The 23,387-nt window shown below is 64.2% G+C and carries 21 protein-coding genes; 11 read left to right on the forward strand and 10 right to left on the reverse strand.

The window, feature by feature from the left end; all coding sequences use genetic code 11:
• Positions 1-98: 98 nt before the first annotated feature.
• Positions 99-1,256, forward strand: coding sequence for an acetate/propionate family kinase (locus tag ACSVHC_RS22655; RefSeq protein WP_437773827.1), 1,158 nt, complete (start codon positions 99-101; stop codon positions 1,254-1,256).
• A gap of 4 nt (positions 1,257-1,260) precedes the next feature.
• On the opposite strand, the gene mgtA is transcribed toward ACSVHC_RS22655, so the two are convergent.
• Positions 1,261-3,939: a magnesium-translocating P-type ATPase gene (gene mgtA / locus ACSVHC_RS22660; RefSeq protein WP_437773826.1), complete on the reverse strand. Its 2,679-nt coding sequence runs from the start codon at positions 3,937-3,939 to the stop codon at positions 1,261-1,263.
• A 294-nt stretch (positions 3,940-4,233) separates the two neighbouring features.
• Between mgtA and ACSVHC_RS22665 the strand changes: the two genes are divergently transcribed.
• Positions 4,234-6,642, forward strand: coding sequence for a phosphoketolase family protein (locus ACSVHC_RS22665; protein WP_437773825.1), 2,409 nt, complete (start codon positions 4,234-4,236; stop codon positions 6,640-6,642).
• A gap of 410 nt (positions 6,643-7,052) precedes the next feature.
• Here the strand turns inward: ACSVHC_RS22665 and ACSVHC_RS22670 are convergent, their stop codons facing one another.
• On the reverse strand, positions 7,053-7,301 hold the full coding sequence (locus ACSVHC_RS22670) for an SHOCT domain-containing protein (RefSeq protein ID WP_437773824.1): 249 nt from the start codon (positions 7,299-7,301) through the stop codon (positions 7,053-7,055).
• 209 nt (positions 7,302-7,510) lie between these two features.
• Between ACSVHC_RS22670 and ACSVHC_RS22675 the strand changes: the two genes are divergently transcribed.
• Positions 7,511-7,954 (forward strand): pyridoxamine 5'-phosphate oxidase family protein, encoded by a 444-nt coding sequence (locus ACSVHC_RS22675; RefSeq protein WP_437773823.1) that lies wholly within the window; start codon positions 7,511-7,513, stop codon positions 7,952-7,954.
• A gap of 63 nt (positions 7,955-8,017) precedes the next feature.
• Positions 8,018-8,896: a universal stress protein gene (locus ACSVHC_RS22680; protein WP_439181326.1), complete on the forward strand. Its 879-nt coding sequence runs from the start codon at positions 8,018-8,020 to the stop codon at positions 8,894-8,896.
• A gap of 30 nt (positions 8,897-8,926) precedes the next feature.
• Here ACSVHC_RS22680 and ACSVHC_RS22685 read toward each other — a convergent pair whose 3' ends face one another.
• A complete protein-coding gene (locus tag ACSVHC_RS22685; protein WP_437773821.1) occupies positions 8,927-9,370 on the reverse strand; it encodes a pyridoxamine 5'-phosphate oxidase family protein in 444 nt (147 codons plus the stop codon).
• A 312-nt stretch (positions 9,371-9,682) separates the two neighbouring features.
• On the opposite strand from ACSVHC_RS22685, the gene ACSVHC_RS22690 reads away from it, so the two are divergent.
• The 5 genes from ACSVHC_RS22690 to ACSVHC_RS22710 all read left to right on the forward strand — a co-directional run bounded on the left by ACSVHC_RS22690 (position 9,683) and on the right by ACSVHC_RS22710 (position 14,491).
• Positions 9,683-10,390: a cytochrome b N-terminal domain-containing protein gene (locus tag ACSVHC_RS22690; RefSeq protein ID WP_437773820.1), complete on the forward strand. Its 708-nt coding sequence runs from the start codon at positions 9,683-9,685 to the stop codon at positions 10,388-10,390.
• Positions 10,387-11,340: a hypothetical protein gene (locus ACSVHC_RS22695; RefSeq protein ID WP_437773819.1), complete on the forward strand. Its 954-nt coding sequence runs from the start codon at positions 10,387-10,389 to the stop codon at positions 11,338-11,340. Before ACSVHC_RS22690 ends, ACSVHC_RS22695 begins: the two co-directional genes overlap by 4 nt.
• Positions 11,341-11,419: 79 nt before the next feature.
• A complete protein-coding gene (locus tag ACSVHC_RS22700) occupies positions 11,420-12,400 on the forward strand; it encodes an ABC transporter ATP-binding protein (RefSeq protein WP_437773818.1) in 981 nt (326 codons plus the stop codon).
• 1 nt (position 12,401) lies between these two features.
• Positions 12,402-14,024 (forward strand): ABC transporter permease, encoded by a 1,623-nt coding sequence (locus ACSVHC_RS22705; protein ID WP_437773817.1) that lies wholly within the window; start codon positions 12,402-12,404, stop codon positions 14,022-14,024.
• A 20-nt stretch (positions 14,025-14,044) separates the two neighbouring features.
• Positions 14,045-14,491, forward strand: coding sequence for a GbsR/MarR family transcriptional regulator (locus ACSVHC_RS22710; RefSeq protein WP_439181327.1), 447 nt, complete (start codon positions 14,045-14,047; stop codon positions 14,489-14,491).
• A gap of 23 nt (positions 14,492-14,514) precedes the next feature.
• Here the strand turns inward: ACSVHC_RS22710 and ACSVHC_RS22715 are convergent, their stop codons facing one another.
• On the reverse strand, positions 14,515-14,997 hold the full coding sequence (locus tag ACSVHC_RS22715) for a DUF805 domain-containing protein (protein WP_437773815.1): 483 nt from the start codon (positions 14,995-14,997) through the stop codon (positions 14,515-14,517).
• Between the two features lie 257 nt (positions 14,998-15,254).
• Here ACSVHC_RS22715 and ACSVHC_RS22720 point away from each other — a divergent pair, with 257 nt between their 5' ends.
• Positions 15,255-16,115, forward strand: a complete 861-nt coding sequence (locus ACSVHC_RS22720) for a universal stress protein (RefSeq protein WP_437773814.1) — start codon at positions 15,255-15,257, stop codon at positions 16,113-16,115.
• A gap of 191 nt (positions 16,116-16,306) precedes the next feature.
• Here ACSVHC_RS22720 and ACSVHC_RS22725 read toward each other — a convergent pair whose 3' ends face one another.
• Positions 16,307-16,963 (reverse strand): peroxiredoxin, encoded by a 657-nt coding sequence (locus tag ACSVHC_RS22725; RefSeq protein ID WP_437773813.1) that lies wholly within the window; start codon positions 16,961-16,963, stop codon positions 16,307-16,309.
• 109 nt (positions 16,964-17,072) lie between these two features.
• Between ACSVHC_RS22725 and ACSVHC_RS22730 the strand changes: the two genes are divergently transcribed.
• Positions 17,073-18,794, forward strand: a complete 1,722-nt coding sequence (locus ACSVHC_RS22730) for an AfsR/SARP family transcriptional regulator (protein WP_437773812.1) — start codon at positions 17,073-17,075, stop codon at positions 18,792-18,794.
• Positions 18,795-18,954: 160 nt separating this feature from the next.
• Here the strand turns inward: ACSVHC_RS22730 and ACSVHC_RS22735 are convergent, their stop codons facing one another.
• The 5 genes from ACSVHC_RS22735 to ACSVHC_RS22755 form a co-directional block, all read right to left on the reverse strand.
• A complete protein-coding gene (locus ACSVHC_RS22735; RefSeq protein ID WP_437773811.1) occupies positions 18,955-19,656 on the reverse strand; it encodes an HAD family hydrolase in 702 nt (233 codons plus the stop codon).
• Positions 19,657-19,767: 111 nt separating this feature from the next.
• A complete protein-coding gene (locus tag ACSVHC_RS22740; RefSeq protein WP_437773810.1) occupies positions 19,768-20,406 on the reverse strand; it encodes a bifunctional 4-hydroxy-2-oxoglutarate aldolase/2-dehydro-3-deoxy-phosphogluconate aldolase in 639 nt (212 codons plus the stop codon).
• Positions 20,407-20,459: 53 nt separating this feature from the next.
• Positions 20,460-21,422 (reverse strand): sugar kinase, encoded by a 963-nt coding sequence (locus ACSVHC_RS22745; protein WP_439181328.1) that lies wholly within the window; start codon positions 21,420-21,422, stop codon positions 20,460-20,462.
• Positions 21,419-22,321: a carbohydrate ABC transporter permease gene (locus ACSVHC_RS22750; protein ID WP_439181329.1), complete on the reverse strand. Its 903-nt coding sequence runs from the start codon at positions 22,319-22,321 to the stop codon at positions 21,419-21,421. The genes ACSVHC_RS22745 and ACSVHC_RS22750 overlap by 4 nt, the downstream gene beginning before the upstream one ends.
• A gap of 2 nt (positions 22,322-22,323) precedes the next feature.
• Entirely contained in the window at positions 22,324-23,328 is a 1,005-nt protein-coding gene (locus tag ACSVHC_RS22755) for a carbohydrate ABC transporter permease (RefSeq protein WP_439181330.1), read from the reverse strand.
• Positions 23,329-23,387 lie beyond the last annotated feature (59 nt).

The raw sequence follows: 23,387 nt of genomic DNA on the forward strand, positions 1-23,387 counted from the left end.
AAGACCCTCCCAGCGAACCCAGTAGCAGGGTTATGGTCTTCGAGGGGTATCGCGTCCCAAAGCCCGGTACCGCGCGGTCTGCGTGAAAGGACATCGGCGTGCTGATCCTTGTATTGAATCCAGGTTCCTCATCCTTGAAGTATCAGCTGCGTCGAATCGGGCCATCTGAAGCCAAGCCCGTGATCCTGCTGGAACGGGCCATCGACGGCCCGCAAGGGGGCACGCTGGATCCCGGCTTCCTTGGCAACGTGTTCGACGAGATCGATGCGGCCGTCCGGGACATCACGGGCGGGGAACGCCCTGACGCAATCGGGCTCAGGGTGGTCCACGGCGGGGATCGCTTCAGTTCTCCGGTCCGCGTCACCGCGGACGTCATGGGGACCGTCGAGGAACTAGGCGAGTTTGCGCCGCTCCACAACGCGGCAAGCGTGGCGTGCATGCGTGCCGCGGCCGCCCGTTGGCCGCGCACGCCCCAGGTAGCCGTTTTCGACACGGCCTTTCACCGCACGATTCCCGACCATGCCTCCCGCTACGCCGTTCCGGAGGAGCTATATACGAAATACGGGATCAGGCGCTACGGCTTCCACGGGATCTCCGTCGAGATGGTTTGCCGCGATACGGGGACGTATCTCGGCGTCCCGCCGGGCTCCTTGAATGCGGTGGTGGCGCACCTTGGCAATGGCGCCTCGGTTACCGCTGTACGGGAGGGCCGCAGCGTCGACACGTCCATGGGCATGACCCCTCTGGAGGGGTTGGTCATGGGTACACGCTCCGGTGATCTGGATCCGTCCATTGTCACGCTGTTGCAGCGCCGAGGCCTTGGACCGGACGAAATCGATGACCTCCTCAACCATCAGGCAGGCCTGCTGGGCCTGGTCGGATCAGCCGATATGCGCGCAATCCAGGACGCTGTGCGGCAGGGGAACCCCCGTGCGATCCTCGCCTCGGACATGGCCACTTACCGGCTGGCCAAGTACATCGCGGCCTACAACATGGTGATCGGCGGGGCCGGAGCCTTGGTCTTCACCGGCGGCATCGGCGAACATTCCGGTGAGTTCAGATCCCAGGTCATCTCGCTGCTCGGACCGCTCGGCCTCTTCATCGACGAAGTGAGGAACCGCTCCGACGAAAGCGGCGTCCGCATCATCAGCACCGACGCATCGGCTTTTCCGGTCCTGGTGGTCCCGAGCGACGAGGAACGCGCCATCGCCGAGGCGACAGCCGCCGTCGTATTTTCGGAGGAATCAGCGATTTGAAGCCTCAGCGAAGAGTGACGGATGGACGCCTTGGCACAATCCCGACAACCGGTGCGCTGAAGCGGGCGGCGCGGCGGGAGATGTGGTGGGTATCCGGCCGACGGCGGACAGGCGTCGGAAGCTCCGGCAGCTGCTGCGCGGCCCGGGCGAAGAACCATTGCTTGGCGAATTCCACCAAGACCATGTAGACCACGATCATTCCCAGTAGTGACAGGAAGAACGGCACCGGCAATGGATCGAAGCCCAGCAGGCCCGCCATTGGAGACAGCGGCAGGAAGATCCCCGCGGCCACCACGCCCAAGGATGCACTCAATAGTCCAAGCGAGGGGCGGCTTCGCAGGAACGGAACCCGTCGGGTCCGGATGGCGAAAATGATGAGGGTCTGCGTGGCGATGGATTCGATGAACCAGCCTGCCCGGAACTCCCCCGGGACGGCGTTGAAGACGAAAAGCATGAGCGCGAAGGTCGCAAAGTCGAAGATTGAGCTGATTGGCCCGAAAAGGAACATGAAGCGCCGGATGAAGGCGATGTTCCAGTGCGAGGGTGCCAGCAACTGTTCCTTGTCCACGCGGTCGCCCGGGATGGCCAACTGACCGCTGTCGTAGAGCAGGTTGTTGAGCAGGATCTGCCCCGGCAGCATAGGCAGGAAGCTCAACACCACCGACGCCGTGGCGGCGCTGAACATATTTCCGAAGTTGCTGGACGTTCCCATCAGCACGTATTTGATGGTGTTCGCGAAGATCCTCCGGCCCTCCATCACGCCCTCGGCCAGGACGCCAAGGTCCTTTTCCAAAAGCACTATGTCGGCGGCGTCCTTGGCGACGTCGGTGGCGCTGTCCACGGAGATCCCGATGTCGGCTTTGTGAAGGGCCAGGGCGTCGTTGACACCGTCGCCCATGAATCCCACGGCTCCGCCGCTCTGGCGCAGCAGGGTGATGATCCGCGCCTTCTGCTCGGGCGAGACGCGGGCAAAGATGGTGGCTTCCCGGGCGGCGGCGGCCAGCTCGGTGTCGGACAGTGCGTCCACGTCCGCGCCGGTGAGGGTTCCGTCCGAAATGACGCCGAGTTCGGAGCATACTTTTTCGGCGACTTTGGCGTTGTCTCCGGTGGCGATCTTCACGGAGATACCCAGCGTGGCCAATTGTTCCAGAGACGCTTTCGCGTTTGCCTTGGGCCGGTCGAGGAAGACGAGGAAGCCTGCCAGGACGAGGTCCCTTTCGTCAGCAGGCGTGATCTTACTCAGCACCGCGGCTGGGCGGGTAGCCACCGCGACGACGCGCGATCCGGCGTCGAACTGTTCGTCAAGCATGGCCTGCACGTCGGGCGAAGTCGGCCCGCAGAGGGCGAGCACGTCCTCAGGGGCACCCTTGGTGACCAGGCGTGCGGGGCCGCCGGCTTCCCGCACCAGCACGCTGGTGCGGCGGCGTTGGTGGTCGAAGTCGATTAGGTCGAGGCGCTCAAAGTGCGCCGGATCAAAGGCTGCGGCCCCGGTGCTCTCCCACAGTGCGGCATCCAGCGGGTTCTGCCCGGCCGTGGATTGTTTGGCCTCGGAGTAGTCGGTTTCGGTGGCCAGCAGACCCAAGGTGAGGAGTTCGGCGTCGGACACTTCCGGGGAGGCGGGCAGCGCGCCGGTGAAGCTGATGCGCCCCTCGGTGAGGGTGCCGGTCTTGTCGGTAACCAGGATGTCCATGTCGCCCAGGTCCTCGATGCAGACCAGTCGTTTGACCAGGACTTTCCGCCGGGCCAGCTGGCGGGTGCCGGTAGCCAGGCTGGTGCTCACGACGGCGGGCAGCAGCTGGGGCGTAATGCCGACGGCGATTGCCAGGGAGAACAGCAGCGACTCGATGAGCGGGCGGTGCAGCAGCAGGTTCGCGATGAAGATCAGCGTGGTGAGCCCGATAGCCACCTGCAAAAGCAGGAACGAGAACCGCTTCAGCCCGAGCTGGAATTCGGTCTGGGGCTGCCGTTCTCCCAAGCCCAGCGCGATACGGCCGAATTCGGCGCGGCCGCCCGTGGCTACGACGACGCCGGTGCAGCCGCCGGACTGGATGACGGTTCCCATGAAGACGCAGGATGCGAGGTCGCCCAGGGACGAGCCGGGCGCCACGGGGGCCGGATCTTTGGCGGCTGGCAGGGACTCCCCCGTCAGGATGCTTTCGTCGCAGAGGAGGTTCTTGGTGCTGAGGAGACGGATGTCGGCGGGGATGATGGCGCCCAGACTCAGGTGTACGACGTCGCCCGGCACCAAGGCGGTGACGTTCACGTCCTGCGTGGTTCCGTTGCGCAGCACGACGGCGCGGTGGGTGACCCGGGAATGCAAGGCTTCGGAGGCACGTTCTGCGCGGAATTCGTTGGTGAAGCCCAAACCCACGCTGACCAGGAGGATCACGCCGATCACGATCGAATTCGTGGCATCGCCCAGGAAGAGGGAGAGCCCTGCCGTGATGATCAGCAGGATCAGGATGGGGCTGGCGAACTGCCGGCCCAACACTGCCCAGCCGTTGGCACGGTGCGTCCGCACGGCATTCGGGCCGAGTTCTGCAAGGCGTTCCGCGGCTTCTTGGTCTGTCAGTCCGGTCGGGCCGGAGCCGAGGTGTTCGAGCACTTGGTCCGGAGGAAGGCATGCGGCCTCGTTGATCGGCAGCTGGATGGAGTGCCGTTCCTTGACGTTGATATCTGACATGCCGTATCCGTTCGAATGCGTCGCCTGAGGGAGTCGCCCTGGGATAAGGGTAAGGCTTGGGGAGGGTGCCTTGAGCGGATGGGAAAGTGTTGTTTGCTGGGTTGTGTCGAGCGGTTGGAAATGGCTACGTGGAGTTGTGATAGCAGTGCCGTGGCGGCGCGGCCTAGGGCCCTATGGCCCTAACCGTCACGCCGCGTATCTGACACCGTGAAGACCAGCACGGTGAGGACCATGCAGTCCAGGTCCGGAAACGCGTGCATTCGGCACGCCGTCGAACCTGGAAGAGGCAAGCCCATGGAAACCGGAACCCCCGTCACCGCAGCGTCGGGCGAAGACTTGGAGCTGTTGAACCGGTATTGGTCCGCGGCCAATTACCTCACGGTGGCCCAGATTTACCTCCAGGAAAACCCGCTTCTGAGAGAGCCGCTGCTCCCGCGCCACATCAAGCCCCGGCTTCTGGGCCACTGGGGAACCAGCCCGGGGCTGTCGTTGATCTATGCCCATTTGAACCGCCTGATCAGGCGAACCTCGGCGGAAGTCTTGTTCGTCGCTGGTCCGGGCCACGGCGGTCCCGCCGTCGTCGCCAACGTCTATCTTGAGGGCACCTACTCGGAGATCTATCCCAAAGTGGGGATGGACCTCCAGGGACTCCGGCGCCTTGTCCGGCAATTTTCGACGCCGGGCGGGATCGCGAGCCATGTCGGCCCGGCCACTCCCGGATCCATCCACGAAGGCGGCGAGCTTGGCTACTCCTTGATGCACGCCACAGGCGCGGCCATGGACAACCCCGGACTGATTGTCGCCTGCGTCATCGGTGACGGCGAAGCCGAGACCGGCCCGCTTGAAGCATCATGGAAGGCGCCATCGTTCCTCAATCCTGCCCGGGACGGCGCCGTGCTGCCGATACTCCACCTGAACGGGCACAAGATCTCGGGCCCAACCGTCCTGGGCCGCAAATCCGACGAGAATGTGGAGGGGCTGCTCAGGGCCCATGGCTGGGATCCGGTGACAGTTTCCGGCGACGACCCGGTGCTTGTCCACCGCGCATTGGCCACCGCGATGGACGAGTCTTATGGGCGCATCCGCGAACTGCAATCCACGGCGCGTAGCCAGGGCGTGCACGGCCCGGCGCGATGGCCTGCCATCATCCTGCGGACGCCCAAAGGGTGGACCGGGCCAGCCATAGTGGACGGGCTTCCCATTGAAGGAACCTTTCGCTCCCACCAAGTGCCCCTGGCAAGCATTCGCGAGAATCCCGAACACCTGGCGCAGCTTGAGGCCTGGATGCGCTCCTACCAGCCGGAAACCCTCTTCGACAGCACAGGCCGGCTCGTCCCCGAATTGGCCGCACTCGCCCCGGAGGGCAGCCTCCGCATGGGCGCAACCCGTGCAGGACGCGGCGGGACCGGGACTGCCCTTGAGATCCCCGAGCTGGAACAATACGCGGTACCGGCGGCCCCGCGGGGGTCGGTCGTCCACGAAACCACCAGGCCGCTCGGGGAACTGCTCCGGGACATCTACGTCGCGACCATCCCGGATCCGCGGTTCCGGCTCTTCTGCCCGGACGAAACCAACAGCAATCGCCTCGGTGCTGTCTTCGAGGCCACCGACCGCTGCCTCCTGGAACCGGCCAGGGCCGGCGATCATGCCCGGGCCGAAGACCACGTATCGCCGGGAGGCAGGGTCATGGAAGTCCTGTCCGAACACCTGTGCCAGGGCTGGCTGGAGGGATACCTCCTCACAGGCCGCCACGGACTGTTCGCCAGCTATGAGGCCTTCGCAATGGTCAGCGCGTCGATGACCGTCCAACACGCCAAATGGCTCCAGCATGCGAGGGAACTTGAATGGCGAGCCCCCGTTCCGAGCCTGAACATTCTCCTGACCTCCACCTGCTGGCGCAACGACCACAACGGATTCAGCCACCAAGGGCCCGGACTGATCGACACGGTGTTGTCCCTGTCGGGCACCGTCACCCGTGTCTACCTGCCACCGGACGCAAATACCCTCCTCGTCACCGCCGACCACATCCTTCGCAGCAAGGACTACGTCAATCTGGTGGTCGTAGACAAACAGCCGCACCCGCAGTACCTCACCTTGGAGGAGGCGAGGCGCCACGCCGCGGCAGGAGCGTCCATCTGGTCTTGGGCAGGGAACGAGCAGCCCGACGGCGCCCGGGCAGTGCCCGACGTCGTCCTGGCCTGTGCAGGGGACATCCCCACTCAGGAGACACTGGCCGCAGCCTGGCTGCTGCAAGAGCATCTGCCCGGACTTGTGGTCCGCGTTGTCAACGTCATGGATGCCATGGTCCTCCCGCCCCGCGACACCCATCCCCACGGGCTGTCCGGTGAGAAGTTCGAAGAGCTGTTCACGGTAGACGGAGAAGTCATCATGGCCTGGCACGGCTACGCCCGGGCCCTGCACCAACTCCTGCATGGAAGACCCCGCCCGGAACGGTTCCATGTCCGCGGCTACAACGAACAAGGAACCACAACTACCCCCTTCGACATGGTGGTCCTGAACAAGATGAGCCGCTACCACCTGGTCCTCGAAGCGCTGCGTCGCGTCCACCGGCAAGTCAGGGGCGCAGATGAACTCGTCGACTACTGCCGCAGACAACTGGATGCACATGCGCGATACATCCGGGAGCATTTCGAAGACCTCCCGGAAATCCGGGACTGGGTCTGGACGCCGCACCTTCCCTAGCGGGCGGGAAAGGAAGGTGCCGTCGAGGAGGAGTGCGGAGAACTGTGACCCAACAGACGGGTCACCCCGGAACAGAAGAGGGATATGGTTCTTTCACTGCAGCGGGGAAGCCATACTGTCGCCATGACCGGGGACGGGGTCAACGACGCACTGGCGCTTAAGGAAGCGGACATCGCGCGCGCTCAACCTGCGACGCGCAGCCATCATCGGAGCGATGTATCTGGGCCTGGTCTTTGTGCTGACAATGCCCCTCCTCCAAGACTTCTTCGGCTTGGAATGGCCCCGGAACGATCTTCTTCTGACAGCGCTTGGAAGTGCCCTCGGCGGAATCCTCGTTGTCGAAGCCCTTCATCGGTTCCAGAGCCGGCGAAACGCCCGGAAAGTAGCCCCGGATCCTGCGGGAACAGTGCTCACTGCCGGCGCCGTAGAGCAGCGCGGCGCGCCGTGAGCTCCGTTTCGTCGATCTCGCCCCGGGCGAAGCGCTCATTGAGGATACGCTCGGAATCATCGGTTGGCCCCTGGAAACCCGATCCGCCCGCGCGGTTCCCGCGCAGTAGGAAGATCACCAAGGTGGCAATGCCAACCCAGAACAGAAACATCATCAGCCCCATGGCGATCCAGCCGCCGATGCCGATGTTTCCACCCCATCCCCACATCATGGCCGATCTCCCTTTGAATTCGGATTGTGAACCTGCGTCCAGTGTCGCCGGTTTCCGGACCCTTCCACAGGGTATTTAGTCACACCGCCGGGCCTTTCGGCCCTACAGCAGGAGAAGGGCGCTCAATAGGCTGCAGGAAGTTGCAGGTCTTCATACCCGCGATCGTGTGCCCGAAAAAGGAATAGACCTAGACGAACATAGGAGCAGACATGTCACTCCCCAGCATGGACGCAGGCCGCGTTGACGGCGGACTGCACGTCGCGGAAGAACTCAGCCAGGAACAGTGCTGGGATCTCCTGCGCTCAAACACCACCGGGCGTTTCGGCTTTGTCCAGCAAGGCAGGGTGGTGATCCTTCCGGTGAACTATCTGGTCGACGGCCAGTCCATTTACTTCCGCACGGCCGGGGATGGATCTATCGCTGAGGCAGTCCCCTCTCTCGGCTCGTCGTTTCAGATCGACGATTCACGTGCCGATCGCAGCGAGGGTTGGTCTGTGCTCGTCAGCGGGGCTTCGTCCCGTGTTGAGGATCAGGATCTGCTGACCAGGTTATGGGGAAAGGTCATGGCGGAGCCGTGGGCCGGCGGAGAACGGAATCTCTTTGTCCGGATCCAGGCTCACGAGGTCACCGGCCGCCACGTGCATCTGGAGTGAACCCACATCTGGCGTGAGCCCGAAGCCATTCCACGTTCAAGCACGCTCGCGGGTAGGGAGACCATGGACACCGCGGAAGAAATCATCATTGGCTACGACGGGTCCGCCGCAGCTGTCCCGGCAGTCCGATGGGCTGCCCTTCAGGCGGTTCGGCGGAACTGCGGACTTCATCTGGTCCACAGCACCCTGTGGCCGGCAATCACCCGCGATCTGGGTCCCGTGCCGGGCGTCGAAGGCAGCGGTTTGCGACGCGCGGCCGAGGACATTCTTGCCGAGGGCGTGGCACGGATCCACGATGCGGTTCCTGGATTGGCTGTCAAGACGACGCTGTTCTATGGGTGGCCGGCCGAACACCTCAGGACACTCTCTTCCGGCGCCGAATTGCTGGTCGTCGGAACCAGGGGCGCGGGGGGTTTCATGGGACTACTGATCGGCTCCGTCAGCTTGGAACTAGCGGCAACAGCCGATTGCCCCGTCGCTGTCATCCGTGGCGGAGAACACCTGGGCGGTCCAATTGTAGTCGGCGTCGACTTCGACGATTGGGAGCTACCGCTTCGGCAGGCGTGCAAGCTAGCCGCATTGGCCGGTGCAGCCCTTCGAATGGTGCACGTCCGGAAGAAGCACCGGATTCCGCGCCCCATCTCTGAAGCGGGCATCTCGACTCAAGGCCCACAGGAACCCCGGGTCCAGTCGCTTCTCGACGCCGCCGAGCGGAGCGCCCACGACACATTTCCGGGCCTCGATCTCGACATGAGATCACCGATCGGCACGTCCATCCCTGGCACAATTTTGGCGGAGGCTCAAGATGCCTCCATCATCGTCGTCGGGACCCAGGGACACGGACTCGTTCGGGGCACCATCGGTTCGACCGCCCATGCTGTGCTTCATCACGCAAGCTGCCCGGTCCTGCTGGTGCGTCGACCCAGCCCGGGCCGCCGGTGAATCAGATGTGTCCCGGTGAATCAGATGTGTTCAGTACAGGTCGCCAGGGGCCAACTCGTCGTTCTCCGGTCCCCGGTGAATGCGCCTCCCGGTGATTGACGTCGGGACGATCTCAACGAAAACCCGCTTCTTTGTAGAGGTCAATTGCTGGCGGGGAATCCTTTCGGCCGCTTCAATCTCGGCACCGGACTCAAGCTGCCGTGCGTTGCCTTTGACCACGACGCTCCAGACGGATTGGCTACCGACCCCGTCGGTCTCCAACGCAACTTTGTCATTGATCGTGAGTGCGAACAGCTTCTCCCCGGGATTCGTGCGGAGGAGGATTTTTCCGTCGTGGGCGACGAAGTTGATCGGATAGATCTCCGGTTCGTTGGCGATGCTTAGTGCCAACCGCCCCAACGTAGCACCCAAAAGGATATTCCAGCATTCTTCTTCGTTCAGGACTTCCACGGGGTTTGCGGTATCCGGTGACATGGTGGGTCCTTTCGATGGTCGGCATTCCAAGCCATTCCAGCATGCGCGCGGCCGGCGTCATCCAATAGGGTCCTTGGACCCGTGTCTACTGACCGGCAAGCTTGTAGCGTCATTCATAGGAAGGCTTCCCATAGAAGGTTCGCTTTCATCGAAAGAGGCCGTGATGCTCGGAATAAAACAGGCGGATACCGGAATCTATTTCCAGTGGGGTGACTTCCTGATCCAATTCGGCAATCTGGTGGTCATTGCCACGATGGTCGTGCTATTCATTCTCGCGTTGGTGATTCCATTTCCGCGCGGAAGGAAACGGAAATGACCGCGGACCACGGCCCGGTTTCGACTGCCGACGACGGTGAACCACGATTCTCCACCTGGACAGGAAAGGCCCGAGGCTGGGCGTTGCGCCGACTACCGCCGGACAAGCTGCTTCCAGAAGGCCAGCCGAGTTACGTGTCGTCCTGGATTTACGTCTTCGGCATGGGCGCCGTTGCCGCGTTCGTCTACGTCCTCGCTTCCGGCGCCGTGCTGGCCTTGAACGGACCCACGTGGTTCCATGCCTCGGCCTTTGGGCGTTTCATCAACAGCACCCATCTGTGGAGCGTTGAACTGTTCTTCATGTTCATGGTGATCCACCTCTGGGGCAAATTCTGGATGGCTGCATGGCGGGGCGGGCGCGTGCTGACCTGGATCACCGGGATGGTCGCGTTTGTCGTCTCGATCGTGACTGCCTTTACCGGCTATCTGCTTCAGACCAATTTCGACTCGCAGTGGATTGCCTTCCAAGCCAAAGACGCCCTCAATGCCGTCGGTGTGGGGGCGTGGTTCAACGTCGCCGATCTGGGCCAGATACTCATGTGGCACATCACGCTCCTCCCGCTGGCCGTCGCCGTCGTCGTCGCCCTCCATGTTGTTCTCGTGCGGATGCACGGTGTAGTGCCCCCGTTGGAGGCTGCGGAATCTGACGCCCAGCTGCGCCCAGCGGCGCCAAATGCGGCTGTCGAGAGCGAGGACACGAAGTGACAAAGTCCCTGGCGTCAACCTCGTGGCGCGCAAGAAACGACATCGCCAGCAGGCCATGGCCCGGCGCGACGCGCGAATACGACCTGTTCAAGGAACTTGCTGCGGGGCTGGTGGTTGTTTGCCTGCTTGTCCTGGGACTCTCGGCGGTTTTCAGCTCGCCGGACGAGCCGAGTGTGACCCTGAAGTCCTGGGCCATGGCCGACCCCGCGGACTTCGTTGCGACAGCCACCACGGAACTCGGGGGCACGAGCCGCACCGCAGGGTATGGACCGCCGTACAATTCGACGCCCGATGCCACTCAAAGGCTCGGCCCGGTCGACCTGCAGAGTCTTTCGGGCGTACGGCTTCCGATCGACACCGCCAACGACTTCGTCATCGGTCCACTCCAAACCTTACCGGCGCCTCCGGCGGCGATCGACGAATGGACGAAGGCAAGCGACGCCCAGCACGCTGCCTGGACCACCGCGTACGGGGACGCGCTCGGCAAAGCCCCGGACAACGACCCGGCGAAGGTTCCGCCCGGCGACTACGGCCCGGTACCGGCCCTCACCGGAGCCCTTCTGGCCATGGCGCAGCAAGGGACTCTTGATCCGGTCCTGAGCGCAAGAGGTTCGTTCTACAACACCGATTACAAAGCCAGCATCTTGTTCCTCGGCGACGGCAGCTACTTCCCTGGCCTCGCCGATGCCCAGCATCTGACCGGCGACCAGTGGGGCATGATGAATGAAACCGGCAACTACCCCGGCCAGTCATGGCTGTGGCTCTTCTCGGGCCTCTACCAAGTGGAACCCTTCAAATCAGCGCCGAACGCAGATGTCCTCGTCGTCTTCTCCATGGTGATCCTGACACTCCTCCTGACCTTCGTGCCCTTAATCCCCGGACTCAGGTCGTTGCCCCGCCGCATACCCGTGCACCGCCTGATCTGGAGGGACTACTACAAGCACCGCTAGGCCAACGCACGAACTGCACCGGAGCACAAGGGCCTTTCGACCATTCAATACTTTGTGAAAACTCCGTACGTTTGTGGTTATGGACACCGTCATTCAGACTGTCGACCTGCACAAGAACTTCGGGCGCGTCAAAGCGCTCGACGGCCTCGACCTTGAGGTCCACGAAGGCGAGATCCACGGCTTCCTCGGGCCGAATGGCGCGGGGAAGACCACCACGCTACGCATCCTTCTCGGCCTGGCCCGGCCGTCGTCGGGCAGCGCGACAGTCCTCGGCATGCATCCCTGGGCAGACGCCGTCGAACTCCACCGGCGCGTCGCGAGCATCCCGGGAGACGTGAGCCTCTGGCCCAACCTCTCTGGCGGCGAGGCCATCGACCTCCTCTCCCGCCTCCGTGGCAGCTCTGTGGGCCAAGTCACCTACAAGGAGCGCAAGCATCACCTCTGCGAACTCTTCGACTTCGACCCGGGCAAGAAGGGCCGCGCCTACTCGAAAGGAAACCGCCAGAAGGTCGCGCTCATCTCCGCCCTCGTCATGGACGCTGAGTTGTATCTCCTCGACGAGCCGACGAGCGGTCTTGACCCGCTCATGGAGGCAGTCTTCACGCGCGAGATCCGGCGGATCGTGCGCGAGAACGGCGCCACAGTCCTGCTCTCAAGCCACATCCTCTCCGAAGTCGAGCAGCTCGCCGACCGCGTAAGCATCATCCGCGCCGGCCGGATCGTCGACGGCGGCACACTCGACGCACTGCGCCACCTCACCCGCACGGAAATCTCGTTCGCCCAGGACAGTGTTGACACCCACGCACTGGACACGCTGTCGCAGGTCCACGATCTCACCGTGGCCGACGGGCGCGTCAAGTTCGGCGCCGATTCCGATCGCGTCCACGAGGTCCTGCCGCTTCTGGGCAGCCTCGGGGTCAAAGGCCTGCTCATCGCTCCGCCGTCGCTCGAAGAACTCTTCCTGCGCCACTACGGCGACACGGTCACCCCGCCTGCCCTGCAGGCAGCGGACGACGGCGGCAGCCACCATAGGCGCCACCGCGCCGCGGCGGGAGCCTGAGATGGGCGCACTGTGGATCCTGTACCGGCAGCGGTTACGCCGCGACCGCTGGCAGGTCATTGTCTGGGTCCTCTCGATCGGAGTGCTCGCACTATTCGCCGTCGCGGCCATAGCGAAGACCTTCGGCGACGACGCGACGCGCGCACAGGTGCTTCAGCTCGCGACCGCGGCTCCCGCGATCCTTGTGCTGCGCGGCCTCCCCCGCGGTCCGGCGCTCGATTCGTTCACGTTTTTCGAAATCTTCGCATTCCTGGGCGTCCTTGCCGGACTCATGAATACATTCATGGCCGTCCGGCACACCCGGGCAGAAGAGGAGTCAGGCCGGGCCGAGCTCGTGTCCGCGACGGCAGCCGGACGGTGGGCCCCGCTCGGCGCAACTGTCCTTCACGGCGCGGTGGCCAACGTGCTCGTGGCCGTCGCTACGGCACTCGGCTTCGCGGCCGGAGGGCTCGACCCGGCCGGCTCGCTTGTGGCAGGCTTCGCTACGGGCGCCGTGGGCTTCGCCTTCCTCGGCGTCGGCCTGCTGGCCTCCGAGTTCTTCAGCACATCACGGGGGGCCAACGGCATCTCGTCCGCTCTCGTGATGCTCGCGTACCTGCTGCGCGGCTTCGGCGACGCCACCGGACAGGTTGGTCCCGACGGGACGACTGTGACGGCCGCATGGCCGAGCTGGATCTCCCCCATTGGCTGGGGCCAACAAACCTTCGCCTACACAGGCAACCGATGGTGGCCATTGCTCCTTCCCCTCGCACTATGGGCGGCGTGCACCGTCTCCGTCGTAGCAATCATGGCGCGCCGGGACGTCGGGGCGAGCGTGCTCGCCGGGCGATCCGGACGCGCCGACGCCAGACCCTGGCTGCGAGGGAGCTTCTCCCTCGCGCTGCGCTTGCAGCAAGGCGCGATCATCGGCTGGTGCATCGGCGGCCTCGCGACCGGCCTGCTCACGGGCTCGCTCGGGTCCGCGATCCAGTCCTCAATCACCTCCAACCCCCAAATCACGGCCGTCCTTCGCGGCATGATCGAGGCACAGGGTACATCAATGACCCAGCTCCTCGTCGCCGCACTGTTCGAGGTAGCCGGAATACTTGCCGCCGTGTGCGGCCTCCAGGCCATCCTCCGCCTGCGCCAGGAGGAGGTAGCCGGAACCGCCGAGGCGGTCGTGGCGGGGCCGGTGAGCCGGATGCGCTGGCTCGGGAGCTTCCTCGGCCTCGGCGCCGTCTCGGTCGTGTTCGTCATGGCGTTCACGGCCCTTGGAGCGTGGCTCTCCCTCATTGCGTTCGGAGACACCTCAAGCGCCGTCGGCGATGTGTGGCAGACTGCCGTCGACCAGGTCCCAGCAGCACTCATCTACCTTGCACTTCCCGCCGCCGTTTTCGTCGTCTGGCCCCGTGCCACCATCCCTGCCGCGTGGGCGCTTCTGGGCGTCGGCGTCGTCCTCGGGATCTACGGCGGCATGCTCGGCCTTGACCAGACCCTCCGGGACCTCTCACCCTTTACCCACAGCCCCGTCACCACCAATATCGGGACCGACTGGAGCGGGGGCTTCTGGATGCTCGGCGTTGCCGCAGTCCTCACGGCATTCTCGCTCGTGGCCGTGCGCAGCCGGGAGGTAGGCACGGCGTGACAGTTCCAGGGAGCAAACGCATGCCCGACGCCGCCGAGACATCCGCGGCTGTACTCACGGCCGCGGGCTTCCCCAAGATGCCGGCCCGCGCCCTCATGGCCCTTGTGGTCTCCGACGACGGCTCCCTGACCGCAGCCGAGCTCGCCGAGATACTGGGCGCGAGCGCCGCCGCCGTCTCCGGAGCCGTGCGGTACCTGCAGACCGTCGGCTTCGTGCACCGGGTCTCGCAGCCCGGAAGCCGCCGCGACCGCTACGCCCTCCCCGACGACGCGTGGTACGTCGCCTCCCTCCGGCAGAACCCCGTGTACAAGCGCCTCGCGGACCTCGCCGACTCCACCGCGTCAAGCCTCCCGGAAGGGTCAGCGGCCAAGGCAAGGGTCACCGACATGGGCGCCTTCTACCGGTTCCTCATGACCCGGATGCCGGGGCTCCTCGATGAGTGGGAACACATGCGAACCGAAGCCTAGCCTCCTCCGACATTGCCTGAGCCTCAAGCCTGAGGCGGATACGGCTGCGGCGGGTTCGGCGGATATGGCGGCGGATATGCCTGCACCAGTCGGTCGAAGCGCTGCCCCCTGGGATTGGCTGGCAGCAGCACAAACACAAGCAGCGCGATCCATCCGAGCACAGGCACCAGGGCGAGCAACAAAAAGAGCGCACTCAGATTCGCATCGTGCAGGCGCCGTGCAGCCAAGGCGAGCGAAGGCACGATCGTCGCCAGGAACCACAGGCCGCCAAGGGCCGTCGAGGTGCTGGTGTTGCCGTTCGCTGTCGCACCGGCTGCATTGATGACCCCTGAGACGACGGCTGAGGCGAGGAACCACCACCAATACTCACTGCGGCTCGCCCGCCCGTGGAAGATTGCGTATTTCTTCCAGAATCGTTTGACGGCTTCGATCGGCGGGGCTCCATAGTATGGCAGCTCAAGCGGGACTCCACCCGGGGGAAAATTCTGAGGCTGATAGCTGGACATGATTCAAGCCCTTCCATGCGGACTTATTCGACACCGGCATGCTAGGCGCAGTCCGGCCTGTCAGAACAGGGCACAAAGCCCCTTCTTGGGCGAGTGACGATGTTGGGATCCCGAGTGCGTTCGGTCACTGGCCGCGGCGCCCGCAAAAGCTTCATTTGCGGGACTTCCGGCCCTGCCGGGCCGGGCCGAACGAGCAGAAAATGGTGCGGACAGCACCCGGACGGCGGGAGCCACATTTCATGGAGGCGGACAGAGTCATGAAAAAACCAATCGTTGTCGGCGTCGTTGACACCCGGGCGAGCCGGGCCTCGTTGGCTTGGGCGATGGGCCGGGCGGCACGACGGAAACTACCGGTGCTGCTCGTTCACGCGGTCGACAGTCGATGGCTTGACGAATCAGACAGTTCGAGCGAGGTGGTCAGATCCGCAGCAAACGAGCTGCTGAGCAAAACCGCAGCATATGCAGGCGAATTGGAGCCGTCGGTCCAGGTAAAGACTTTACTGTTCTCCGGTAGCCCCGGGCAGGCGCTCAGGAAGCACTCGAAAGGCGCCTCGATGGTTGTCATCGGAACCGGGCATAACTGGCCTGGAGGACCCGTGGCTGACAGGGCGCTGCAAATCGCCGCCGTCGCGCTGTGCCCTGTGGCAGTAGTCGGGGAGCAGGACATGACGGAGCGCCGCGGCATCGTGGTCGGCGCTGACGGTTCCGAAGAATCAACGCAGGCGGTTTCCTTCGCGGCCGAAGAAGCGGACAGGGACAAGGAGGAGCTGACAGTAGTTCACGCCGTCCTCGCCCCGCCGCTCATTCAGCGCGTCATGCCGGCGGCCGACGTTGCCGAGACCACCCTGGAAGAAGAACGAATCGTCCTCGCCGAGACCGTGGCCGGTCTGGCCGAAAACTACCCCGATATGGTTGTCCATCAGGTTCTGGTGTCCAACAACGAACCGGCGGAAGCACTCACGGATGCCGCCGCCAACGCCAGGTTGCTGGTGCTGGGAAGCCGTGGAAAGGGCAGCTTCAAACGCCTCCTCATGGGATCGACTGCCCACACGGTACTCAGGTCCCTGCCCTGCCCAACCGTCATTACCCGGGTGCGGCGGGTGAAACTTACGGGCTAACGGGTTCAGGACCTCCGGCCAAGCGGTGGACGTCTGCGCCGCCATCTCCTAAGGCATCGCACCAGAACGATTCCCTATACCGTCACCCCCTTCTCCCCCCGACCGCCACGAACACGACGGCGAGCGGGCGCTGGTCCACCCGCCGTGCTCGCGGTTCGACAGACCGTCACCGTCTATCGTCCGAGGTTCCATCACACGGGCTGCGGAACGACCCGAATGTATGGCTTGGGCTCTTTCCAATCGCCAAAGATCTCCCGGGCCTCGCTGTTCGGGACGGAGCCGGCGATGATGACGTCCTCGCCTTGCTTCCAATTGACCGGCGTCGCGACCCGGTGCTTTGCAGTGAGCTGAAGTGAGTCGACTACGCGAAGCACTTCATCGAAGTTGCGTCCAGTCGTCATGGGGTAGACAAGGATCAGCTTAATCTTCTTGTCCGGCCCAATGACGAACACGTTGCGGACGGTCTGGTTGTCCGCGGGCGTACGGCTCTTGGCGTCCCCAGACGTGGCTGCCGGGAGCATGCCGTAAAGCTTCGCCACGGTGTAATCCTCGTCGCCGATCAAGGGGTAATTGAGGCGAGTTCCCTGCGTCTCTTCGATGTCGGCGCTCCACCGCTCGTGATCGACTGTCGAGTCCACGGAGAGGCCGATGATCTTGACTCCGCGCTTGTCGAACTCGGGTTTGATCTTGGCCATGTACCCGAGTTCGGTTGTGCAGACCGGGGTGAAGTCTTTCGGGTGCGAGAACAGCACTCCCCATGCGTCTCCGAGCCAATCATGGAAGCGGATGTCTCCAGCAGTCGTCTTGGCGGAGAAATCGGGTGCGATCTCTCCGAGTTGCAGTCCCATCGTGTCCTCCTGTGCGTTGTGATGTGATGACGGAGCCAATTGGCTCGCCGTCATTTCTGACGGTAACGCAACCCTGTTCCCCCACCGTTCCCCCGGATACCATGAGGGCATGGAGACCTGCGCCGTCGTCATGCTGGGCGCGTTCCGTGTCGAGGTTGACGGCCGCACGGTTCCAGAGGACGCCTGGAAACGCACCAAAGCGGCCGGGCTCGTCAAGATCCTCGCGCTCGCCGAAGGGCACCGGCTGCACAGGGACGTCGTCGCCGACCTGCTCTGGCCCGATCTCAGGACACAAGCCGCTGCTTCGAACCTACGCAAGGCAATGCATTTCGCGCGGGCCGCCCTCGGATCGCCGGAGGCCGTGCAGGCGCGCGGAGACCTTCTGGTGTTGGTTCCCGATGCCGAGATCTCAATCGACGCGGAACGATTCGAGTCGGTCGGGCGCGCCGCGCTCGCCGCCTCGGCCGGCGCTGCCGAGGCGCTCGCCCTTTATCGAGGGGACCTGCTTCCTGATGATCGATTCGCGGTATGGGCCGAGGATCGCCGCGATCGGTTGCGCACGCTGCATCTGCGTCTACTCAAGGCCGCAGCGCGGTGGGACGACGTGGTACTGGCTGACCCAACGGACGAGGACGCCCACCGTGCACTCATGATTCGCGCACTCGACGCGGGCGACCGCCAAGGCGCGATCCGCCAGTTCGAGCGACTCTGCCGGCAGTTGCGGGCCGACTTGGGTGTCGGCCCAGGAGCGGCTACGGTCTCGGTCTACGAGAAGGCCATCGCCGGGGACAGCCGTCGTGCGGAGAATCGCGCGCGGGCCACGCTGGCCAGAGCCCTCATCGCTCTAAACACCGGCGACCCCATCGAAGCAACGTCATACGCGCGGCGTGCACGCGAGCTGGCCTTGGAAGCGAACCTGGACCGCGAGATCGGCGAGGCCAGCGCGGTGCTGGCGATCGCGGCGAACATGCAGAACCGCTGGCCCGAGGAGTTCGAGGCCGAGTTCGTGGAATTCACGCGACACGGCTCCGCGCGCTCCGGCTACATTCTCGACGCACAGTTGTGCCTCGCTGAGTTCTGCTTGTGTGGGCCGGACGGGTATCGGAACATTGCGCGGCGAGTAGCGCGTCTGCGCACGATTGCCGAGCGAGCAGGCTCGGTGCGTGGCCAGGCCATCGCGGACCTGTTGCTAGGCGAAGCGGCCCTGTTCTCCGGTGAACTCGGCGACGCGCGCAGCCTGCTCCAGTCCGCGTTCGAGCTGCACCGGGAGGCCGGGGCCCGGGCCGGCGAGATCGTCGCATTGCAACGACTGGCTGAGGTTGACCTCGCACAGGATCGGCCGGCGGAGGCCGCTCGGGCAGCAAGTCGCGCCTTGCCTGCCGCCGCGTCCACGTGGCTTGAGCCGCACCTCGTTGTTCGCTTGTACGAGGTGCTTACCGAGGCAGCCGGAACTCCGGAGCAAGCAGTCCACATCATCGAGCGAGCTGACGCCGTCCTGGCCGGTAGAAGCGTCTGTCCACCGTGCTCGATGGGTTATCAAGTCGCCGCATCGAGGAATTTTGCATTGGCAGGAAAGCTGGACGCCGCACGTCGTCGGCTTGCCAAAGCCGAACAGCTCGCCGGCATGTGGCCTGGCGGCCCATGGCACGCCGCCCTCTGGGAAGCACGAGCCATCCTGCGCCGCGCCGAGGGTCACGAGAATCAAGCCATCGCCCTGTTTCGGGAGGCGGCAGATAGTTTTGCCGCACTCGGCAGGTGCCAAGACGAGCAACGCTGTCTCGCCCGAGCAGAAAAGTCGCTAATGACCAGCGGAAAGTCTCTTGCCGGCTAAGCGGCATTCCGTGCGTTACTCAAGATCGCCGGCGGTTTCTCGTCGGTATTAGGGAAGCAACCGGCCCTCGCCAACCGACTGCACGCATATCCCCGAGGGCCATCGAACGTTGCGTAGCGTTGAGCCAGTGGGCGCGCACGCGGAGGGGTGCGCGTTTTGTTCAGGCTTCGGATGCAGGCCGGAGGTCGCCGGCGCCCGGATCACCAAGAATGCCGCGAAGACACTCCACTGTAAGGTCCTCGAGCGACGCGACGAAGTGACGCCCGGGTCCGGGTGGCGGCTGCACGATCCCGGGCACAACTACGACTTCCATGCCCGCGGCCTGGGCGCTGGTGGTGCCACTGACTGAGTCCTCCACCGCGACACAGTGCGCAGGGTCAACGCCCAGGAGGTCTGCTGCGGCGAGGTATGGGGCCGGGTGGGGTTTGCCTTGCGGGACCGAATCTCCGGCGACCACTGCGTGGAAGGTTCCGATGGGTGCGGCTGCGGCCACGCGGGTAGCGACGGGGCTGAAGGCCATGGTCACCAGCGCGGAAGGAATGTGCTGGGCGACGAGTTCGGCCAGGATCCGTTCCGCCCCCGGAAGCCAAGGGATTCCGCCCTGCAGTTTTGCGACAACGCGTTCGACGAGGTCATCGATGATCTCCGTGACGGAGAGGGCCACCCCGCTTTCCCTCAGTATTGCCGCCGTCACGGGCATTGCCTGCCCGACTGTGGCCCGGGCGTCGTGGGTGGTCCACGTGATTCCGTGTTCTTGCGCGAGCTCTGTTTGTGCAGCCAGCCAGTAGGGCTCCGTGTCCACGAGCGTGCCGTCCATATCCCACAGGACCGCCTGAAGGCGGTCCGTCTTGTCAGAAGTCATGGCAGTATCCGTTCTTGGCATGTCTGGCCCCCGGCCAACGAGACGTTGATGTGATGATAGTCCCGCGACCGGGCGGTTCGGGACCCTCGCTGGGCCCCCGGTTCGATGGGTTCAGTGTGGAGCGCTCGCGTCTGAGACGGATGCGAGGAGTTCGCGCACGGACGCTGCACCGGCGTCGGAGGAGAAGTCGGAGCTTAGCCCGACGACGCTGACTCCCGCAGAGAGGTACGAAGCGGCTGTCGCGGCTTTCATGCCTCCGGTTGCGACGAACTGCATGTCCGGGAAGGGTCCTTTCATGGCCCTGATCCATTCGGGTCCGAGCAGAGAGGCCGGGAACGCCTTGAGCCACGTCAAGCCGAGGGCCTTCGCGCGGAGTATCTCACTGGGGGTGGCCACTCCGGGCAGGTGTGGGAGGCCGCGTCGGATGCTTTCCTGGAGGACCGTTTCATCCAGGCCTGGCGAGACGGTGAACGATGCGTTGGCTGATGCGGCGGCGGCCAGTTGTTCGGGGCGGATGATGGTTCCGGCGCCGACGGCGAGCCCTCTTTCGGCGGCTTCGCTGGCGACGGCGGCCAGCGTCGGGACCGCGTCTGGTGTTTCGATGGTGACTTCGACGTGCTCGACGCCGGCGTCCCAGGCCCGCGTGGCAGACCTGACCGCCTCTGCGGGGGTGAGGCCGCGGAGCACGGCGATCACCGGGACTTTGAAGAAGTCATCGGCAAACCAGTTGTTGGGGTGTTTGTGTAGCAAGGTGTTCTCCTTGGGAGGTGGTGCCAGTGGGGGCAGGGTTCCGGCGGTGAGACTTACGTGGCGGCTGCCGGTGTCTCCTGGGGCTGGTACATCCGGGGCTTTGTTCCGTGACCTGGCCTGAAGTCCGCGCGGCTACCCAGGGTCCACGCGGCGAAGGAGTGGCCGAGGGCCAATCTCTCGACCGGTTCGTCTCCGCGGAGCAGCCCGGCGAGGTACCCGGCGGCGAACGCGTCGCCGGCGCCGACGGGTTCGACGACGTCCACCCGGTGTGCGGGGACACGGAAGACCGATTCTTCCTTGCCTGGTTCGCGGATGAATTCCACGGCTTCGGTTGCCGAGTCCTTGATGACCAGGTGCCGTGGCGCGGGAAGGAGTACCGAGACGTCTTCCGCGGTGGAGCAGCCCCACAGGGTTTGGGCTTCGTCGAGGCCGACGAGGACCACGGTAGCCATGGAGGCCAGTTCGAGGAGTCGCGGAGCTGCGACGTGAACGTTCCATAATGCCGGGCGGTAGTTGACGTCGAAGGACACTTTGTACCCTCCGGAGCGGGCCTGGCTGAGAAGGTGCTCGGTGAGTTCCGAGCAGCTGCCCGACAGGGCTGGGTTGATTCCGCTCGTGTGGATCCAGCCTGTCTGCTCCAGGATCCAAGCGCGGGAATCCTCCGGTGCCATGCGGGAGGCCGCGGAACCTGCCCTGTAATAGAGAGTGCGGGCTCCGTGGCCCAGATCCGGGTCTTTGAAATACACTCCCGTGCTGGACGCCGGGTCCCGGACCACCCTGCTGACATCCACTCCGCGGGCGGCCAGGCCCTCGGCGATGCGATCGCCGAACGGATCCATTCCTAACCGGCTGGCCCAGCCTGCACGGTACCCGAATTCGGCCAGGTGCGCGGCGACGTTGGACTCCGCTCCCCCGAAACCAAGTAGGCATTCCTCGGCTTCGCGTAGTGGTTCGGCTTTCGCAGGGGTGACGACGGCCATGGTTTCTCCGACACACAGGACATCAAGCACAGTCATTTCACGGCTCCCGCGGTGAGGCCGCTGACGAAGAACCTGCCCAGGACTAGGTAGAGCACGACAGTGGGGGCGGCGACCAGCACGGCGCCGGCCATCAGTTCGGAGTAGTTGACGGTCGTCGTGCCGATGAGGTTGTTCAGCGTGACGGTGGCCGGCCAAGCGGCCGGGGAAGCCAGGATGAAGCCGAAGAGGAAGTCGTTCCAGATGTTGGTGCATTGGAAGATTCCTGCGACGACGAACCCGGGAACGGAGAGCGGGAGCATCACCCTGAAGTAGGTCTTCCAGATCCCCGCGCCGTCGATGGCTGCCGCCTCGATGATAGCGCTGGGGATACCTTCGTAGTAGTTGCGGAAGATCAGCGTGGTGATCGGGATGCCGTAGATGATGTGGACCACGATCAGGCCGGCGATGCTGCCTTGGAGGTGCAGCATGTTCAGGAACTGGAAGACCGGGATGATGACAGCCTGGAACGGGATGAACATCCCCACCAGGAGGACCGTGAAAAGGGCGTTGGACCCTTTGAACGGAAACTTGGACAGGATGTATCCGTTGATTGAACCGAGCAGGCACGAAATCAATGCCGCCGGGACGGTGATCTGGAGTGAATTGATCAGGGATCCGTGAAGCTTTGTCCACGCGCCTTTGAAGGCATCCAGGCTGGGCGCGTCGGGGAATGCGAGGAAGAAGTTAGGTGCTCCGCTGCTTCCTGACAATGCCGTGGAGATGATGACATATACCGGCATGAACATGCCGAGGGTGGCTACGGCGCAGACTGCTAGGACGATCCAGCCGCCAGGGGTCTTGGGGATTTTCCACGAACGGGGCTTGCGGGCCTTGGCGCCGGGCCGACGGCGTTGTTCGCCGGCGGGCGTGCTCGGTTGAAGTGTTTCGACGGCCATTTCTATGCCTTCCGCTCTTTCCGGTAGCCGCGGATGAGGTAGGGGACGATCACCACGAGCGTCAGCAGGAGCAGGATGATCGCCATCGCTGAGGCTTTGTCGTAGCGGCTGGTGAGGTAGTTGTAGATGTAGATGCCGGGGACATCGGTGACGAATCCGGGGCCGGAGCCTGACATCGCGATGACGAGGTCGAAGATCTTCAACGCCACGTGAAGCAGGAGCACGAAGCAGGTGATGGTCGAGGGCCACAGCTGGGGAAGGACGATGTGGCGCAGGCGTTGCCAGGTGTTGGCACCGTCGACGCTTGCGGCTTCCAGGTGTTCCTCCGGGATGGAGGCAAGGCCGGCCAGGTACATGGCCATGGCGAAACCGACGAGCTGCCAGGCGGCGGCGAAGATGATGGGCAGCAGGGCGACGGGAATACCGAACTGGACCTTCAGGAAGTCAGTGCCGGTGGGGTCATTCAGGGCACCGAGGACGGTGGTGTCGGTTGTCCAGCCACGGGGATTCTGGATCCCCATGTTCCGCAGGATTTCGTTGATCCCGGTGGAGGGCGAGAAGATCCAGCGCCAGGCAACACCGGTGACGATGAAGGACAAGGCGTAGGGCAGGAGGAAAACCGTCCGGAACAGGCCTTTGCCTACCGCGACGTGGTGGATGAAGAGGGCTGCAACCAGTCCGCCGAGGATGGCCAGGACCAGGAAGACAATTGTGAAGATCACGACGTTGCGGATATCGGCCTGGAAGCGCTGTTCCTGGACGATCTCGCCGTAGGTCCCTCCGAATGGCTGGCGGATGCTCAGATCCGGACTTGTGCCGATCTTCCAGTTCGAAAGGGAGATATAGACGGTGACGCCGATGAAGACGTAGACGAAGACGAAGCTTACCAGGAGGCTGGGAGCGAAGATCCATGCGGCTCGTCGGGACGTCTTGACGTTGTGGGGTACCTGTTTCTTGGACCGGGGTGAGGGGCTTACCGGCGCTGGAGGTGCTGTTGAGGTTGTCATGAGTGAACTGATCCTGTCCGGGGGTGTGGCTGCGGATGCCCGCAGCCACACCCGTTACG

It is taken from the genome of Arthrobacter sp. KNU-44, from assembly GCF_051843155.1.
Lineage (GTDB): Bacteria > Actinomycetota > Actinomycetes > Actinomycetales > Micrococcaceae > Arthrobacter.

Bases quoted from the DNA above. Each gene is read 5' to 3' on its own strand.
- ACSVHC_RS22685 (WP_437773821.1), bottom strand. From the start codon at position 9,370: ATGTCACCGGATACCGCAAACCCCGTGGAAGTCCTGAACGAAGAAGAA.
- mgtA (WP_437773826.1), bottom strand. From the start codon at position 3,939: ATGTCAGATATCAACGTCAAGGAACGGCACTCCATCCAGCTGCCGATC.
- ACSVHC_RS22715 (WP_437773815.1), bottom strand. From the start codon at position 14,997: ATGTCCAGCTATCAGCCTCAGAATTTTCCCCCGGGTGGAGTCCCGCTT.
- ACSVHC_RS22755 (WP_439181330.1), bottom strand. From the start codon at position 23,328: ATGACAACCTCAACAGCACCTCCAGCGCCGGTAAGCCCCTCACCCCGG.
- ACSVHC_RS22675 (WP_437773823.1), top strand. From the start codon at position 7,511: ATGTCACTCCCCAGCATGGACGCAGGCCGCGTTGACGGCGGACTGCAC.
- ACSVHC_RS22745 (WP_439181328.1), bottom strand. From the start codon at position 21,422: ATGACTGTGCTTGATGTCCTGTGTGTCGGAGAAACCATGGCCGTCGTC.
- ACSVHC_RS22700 (WP_437773818.1), top strand. From the start codon at position 11,420: ATGGACACCGTCATTCAGACTGTCGACCTGCACAAGAACTTCGGGCGC.
- ACSVHC_RS22735 (WP_437773811.1), bottom strand. From the start codon at position 19,656: ATGACTTCTGACAAGACGGACCGCCTTCAGGCGGTCCTGTGGGATATG.
- ACSVHC_RS22730 (WP_437773812.1), top strand. From the start codon at position 17,073: ATGGAGACCTGCGCCGTCGTCATGCTGGGCGCGTTCCGTGTCGAGGTT.
- ACSVHC_RS22670 (WP_437773824.1), bottom strand. From the start codon at position 7,301: ATGATGTGGGGATGGGGTGGAAACATCGGCATCGGCGGCTGGATCGCC.
- ACSVHC_RS22750 (WP_439181329.1), bottom strand. From the start codon at position 22,321: ATGGCCGTCGAAACACTTCAACCGAGCACGCCCGCCGGCGAACAACGC.
- ACSVHC_RS22720 (WP_437773814.1), top strand. From the start codon at position 15,255: ATGAAAAAACCAATCGTTGTCGGCGTCGTTGACACCCGGGCGAGCCGG.
- ACSVHC_RS22665 (WP_437773825.1), top strand. From the start codon at position 4,234: ATGGAAACCGGAACCCCCGTCACCGCAGCGTCGGGCGAAGACTTGGAG.
- ACSVHC_RS22705 (WP_437773817.1), top strand. From the start codon at position 12,402: ATGGGCGCACTGTGGATCCTGTACCGGCAGCGGTTACGCCGCGACCGC.
- ACSVHC_RS22680 (WP_439181326.1), top strand. From the start codon at position 8,018: ATGGACACCGCGGAAGAAATCATCATTGGCTACGACGGGTCCGCCGCA.
- ACSVHC_RS22710 (WP_439181327.1), top strand. From the start codon at position 14,045: ATGCCCGACGCCGCCGAGACATCCGCGGCTGTACTCACGGCCGCGGGC.
- ACSVHC_RS22690 (WP_437773820.1), top strand. From the start codon at position 9,683: ATGACCGCGGACCACGGCCCGGTTTCGACTGCCGACGACGGTGAACCA.
- ACSVHC_RS22725 (WP_437773813.1), bottom strand. From the start codon at position 16,963: ATGGGACTGCAACTCGGAGAGATCGCACCCGATTTCTCCGCCAAGACG.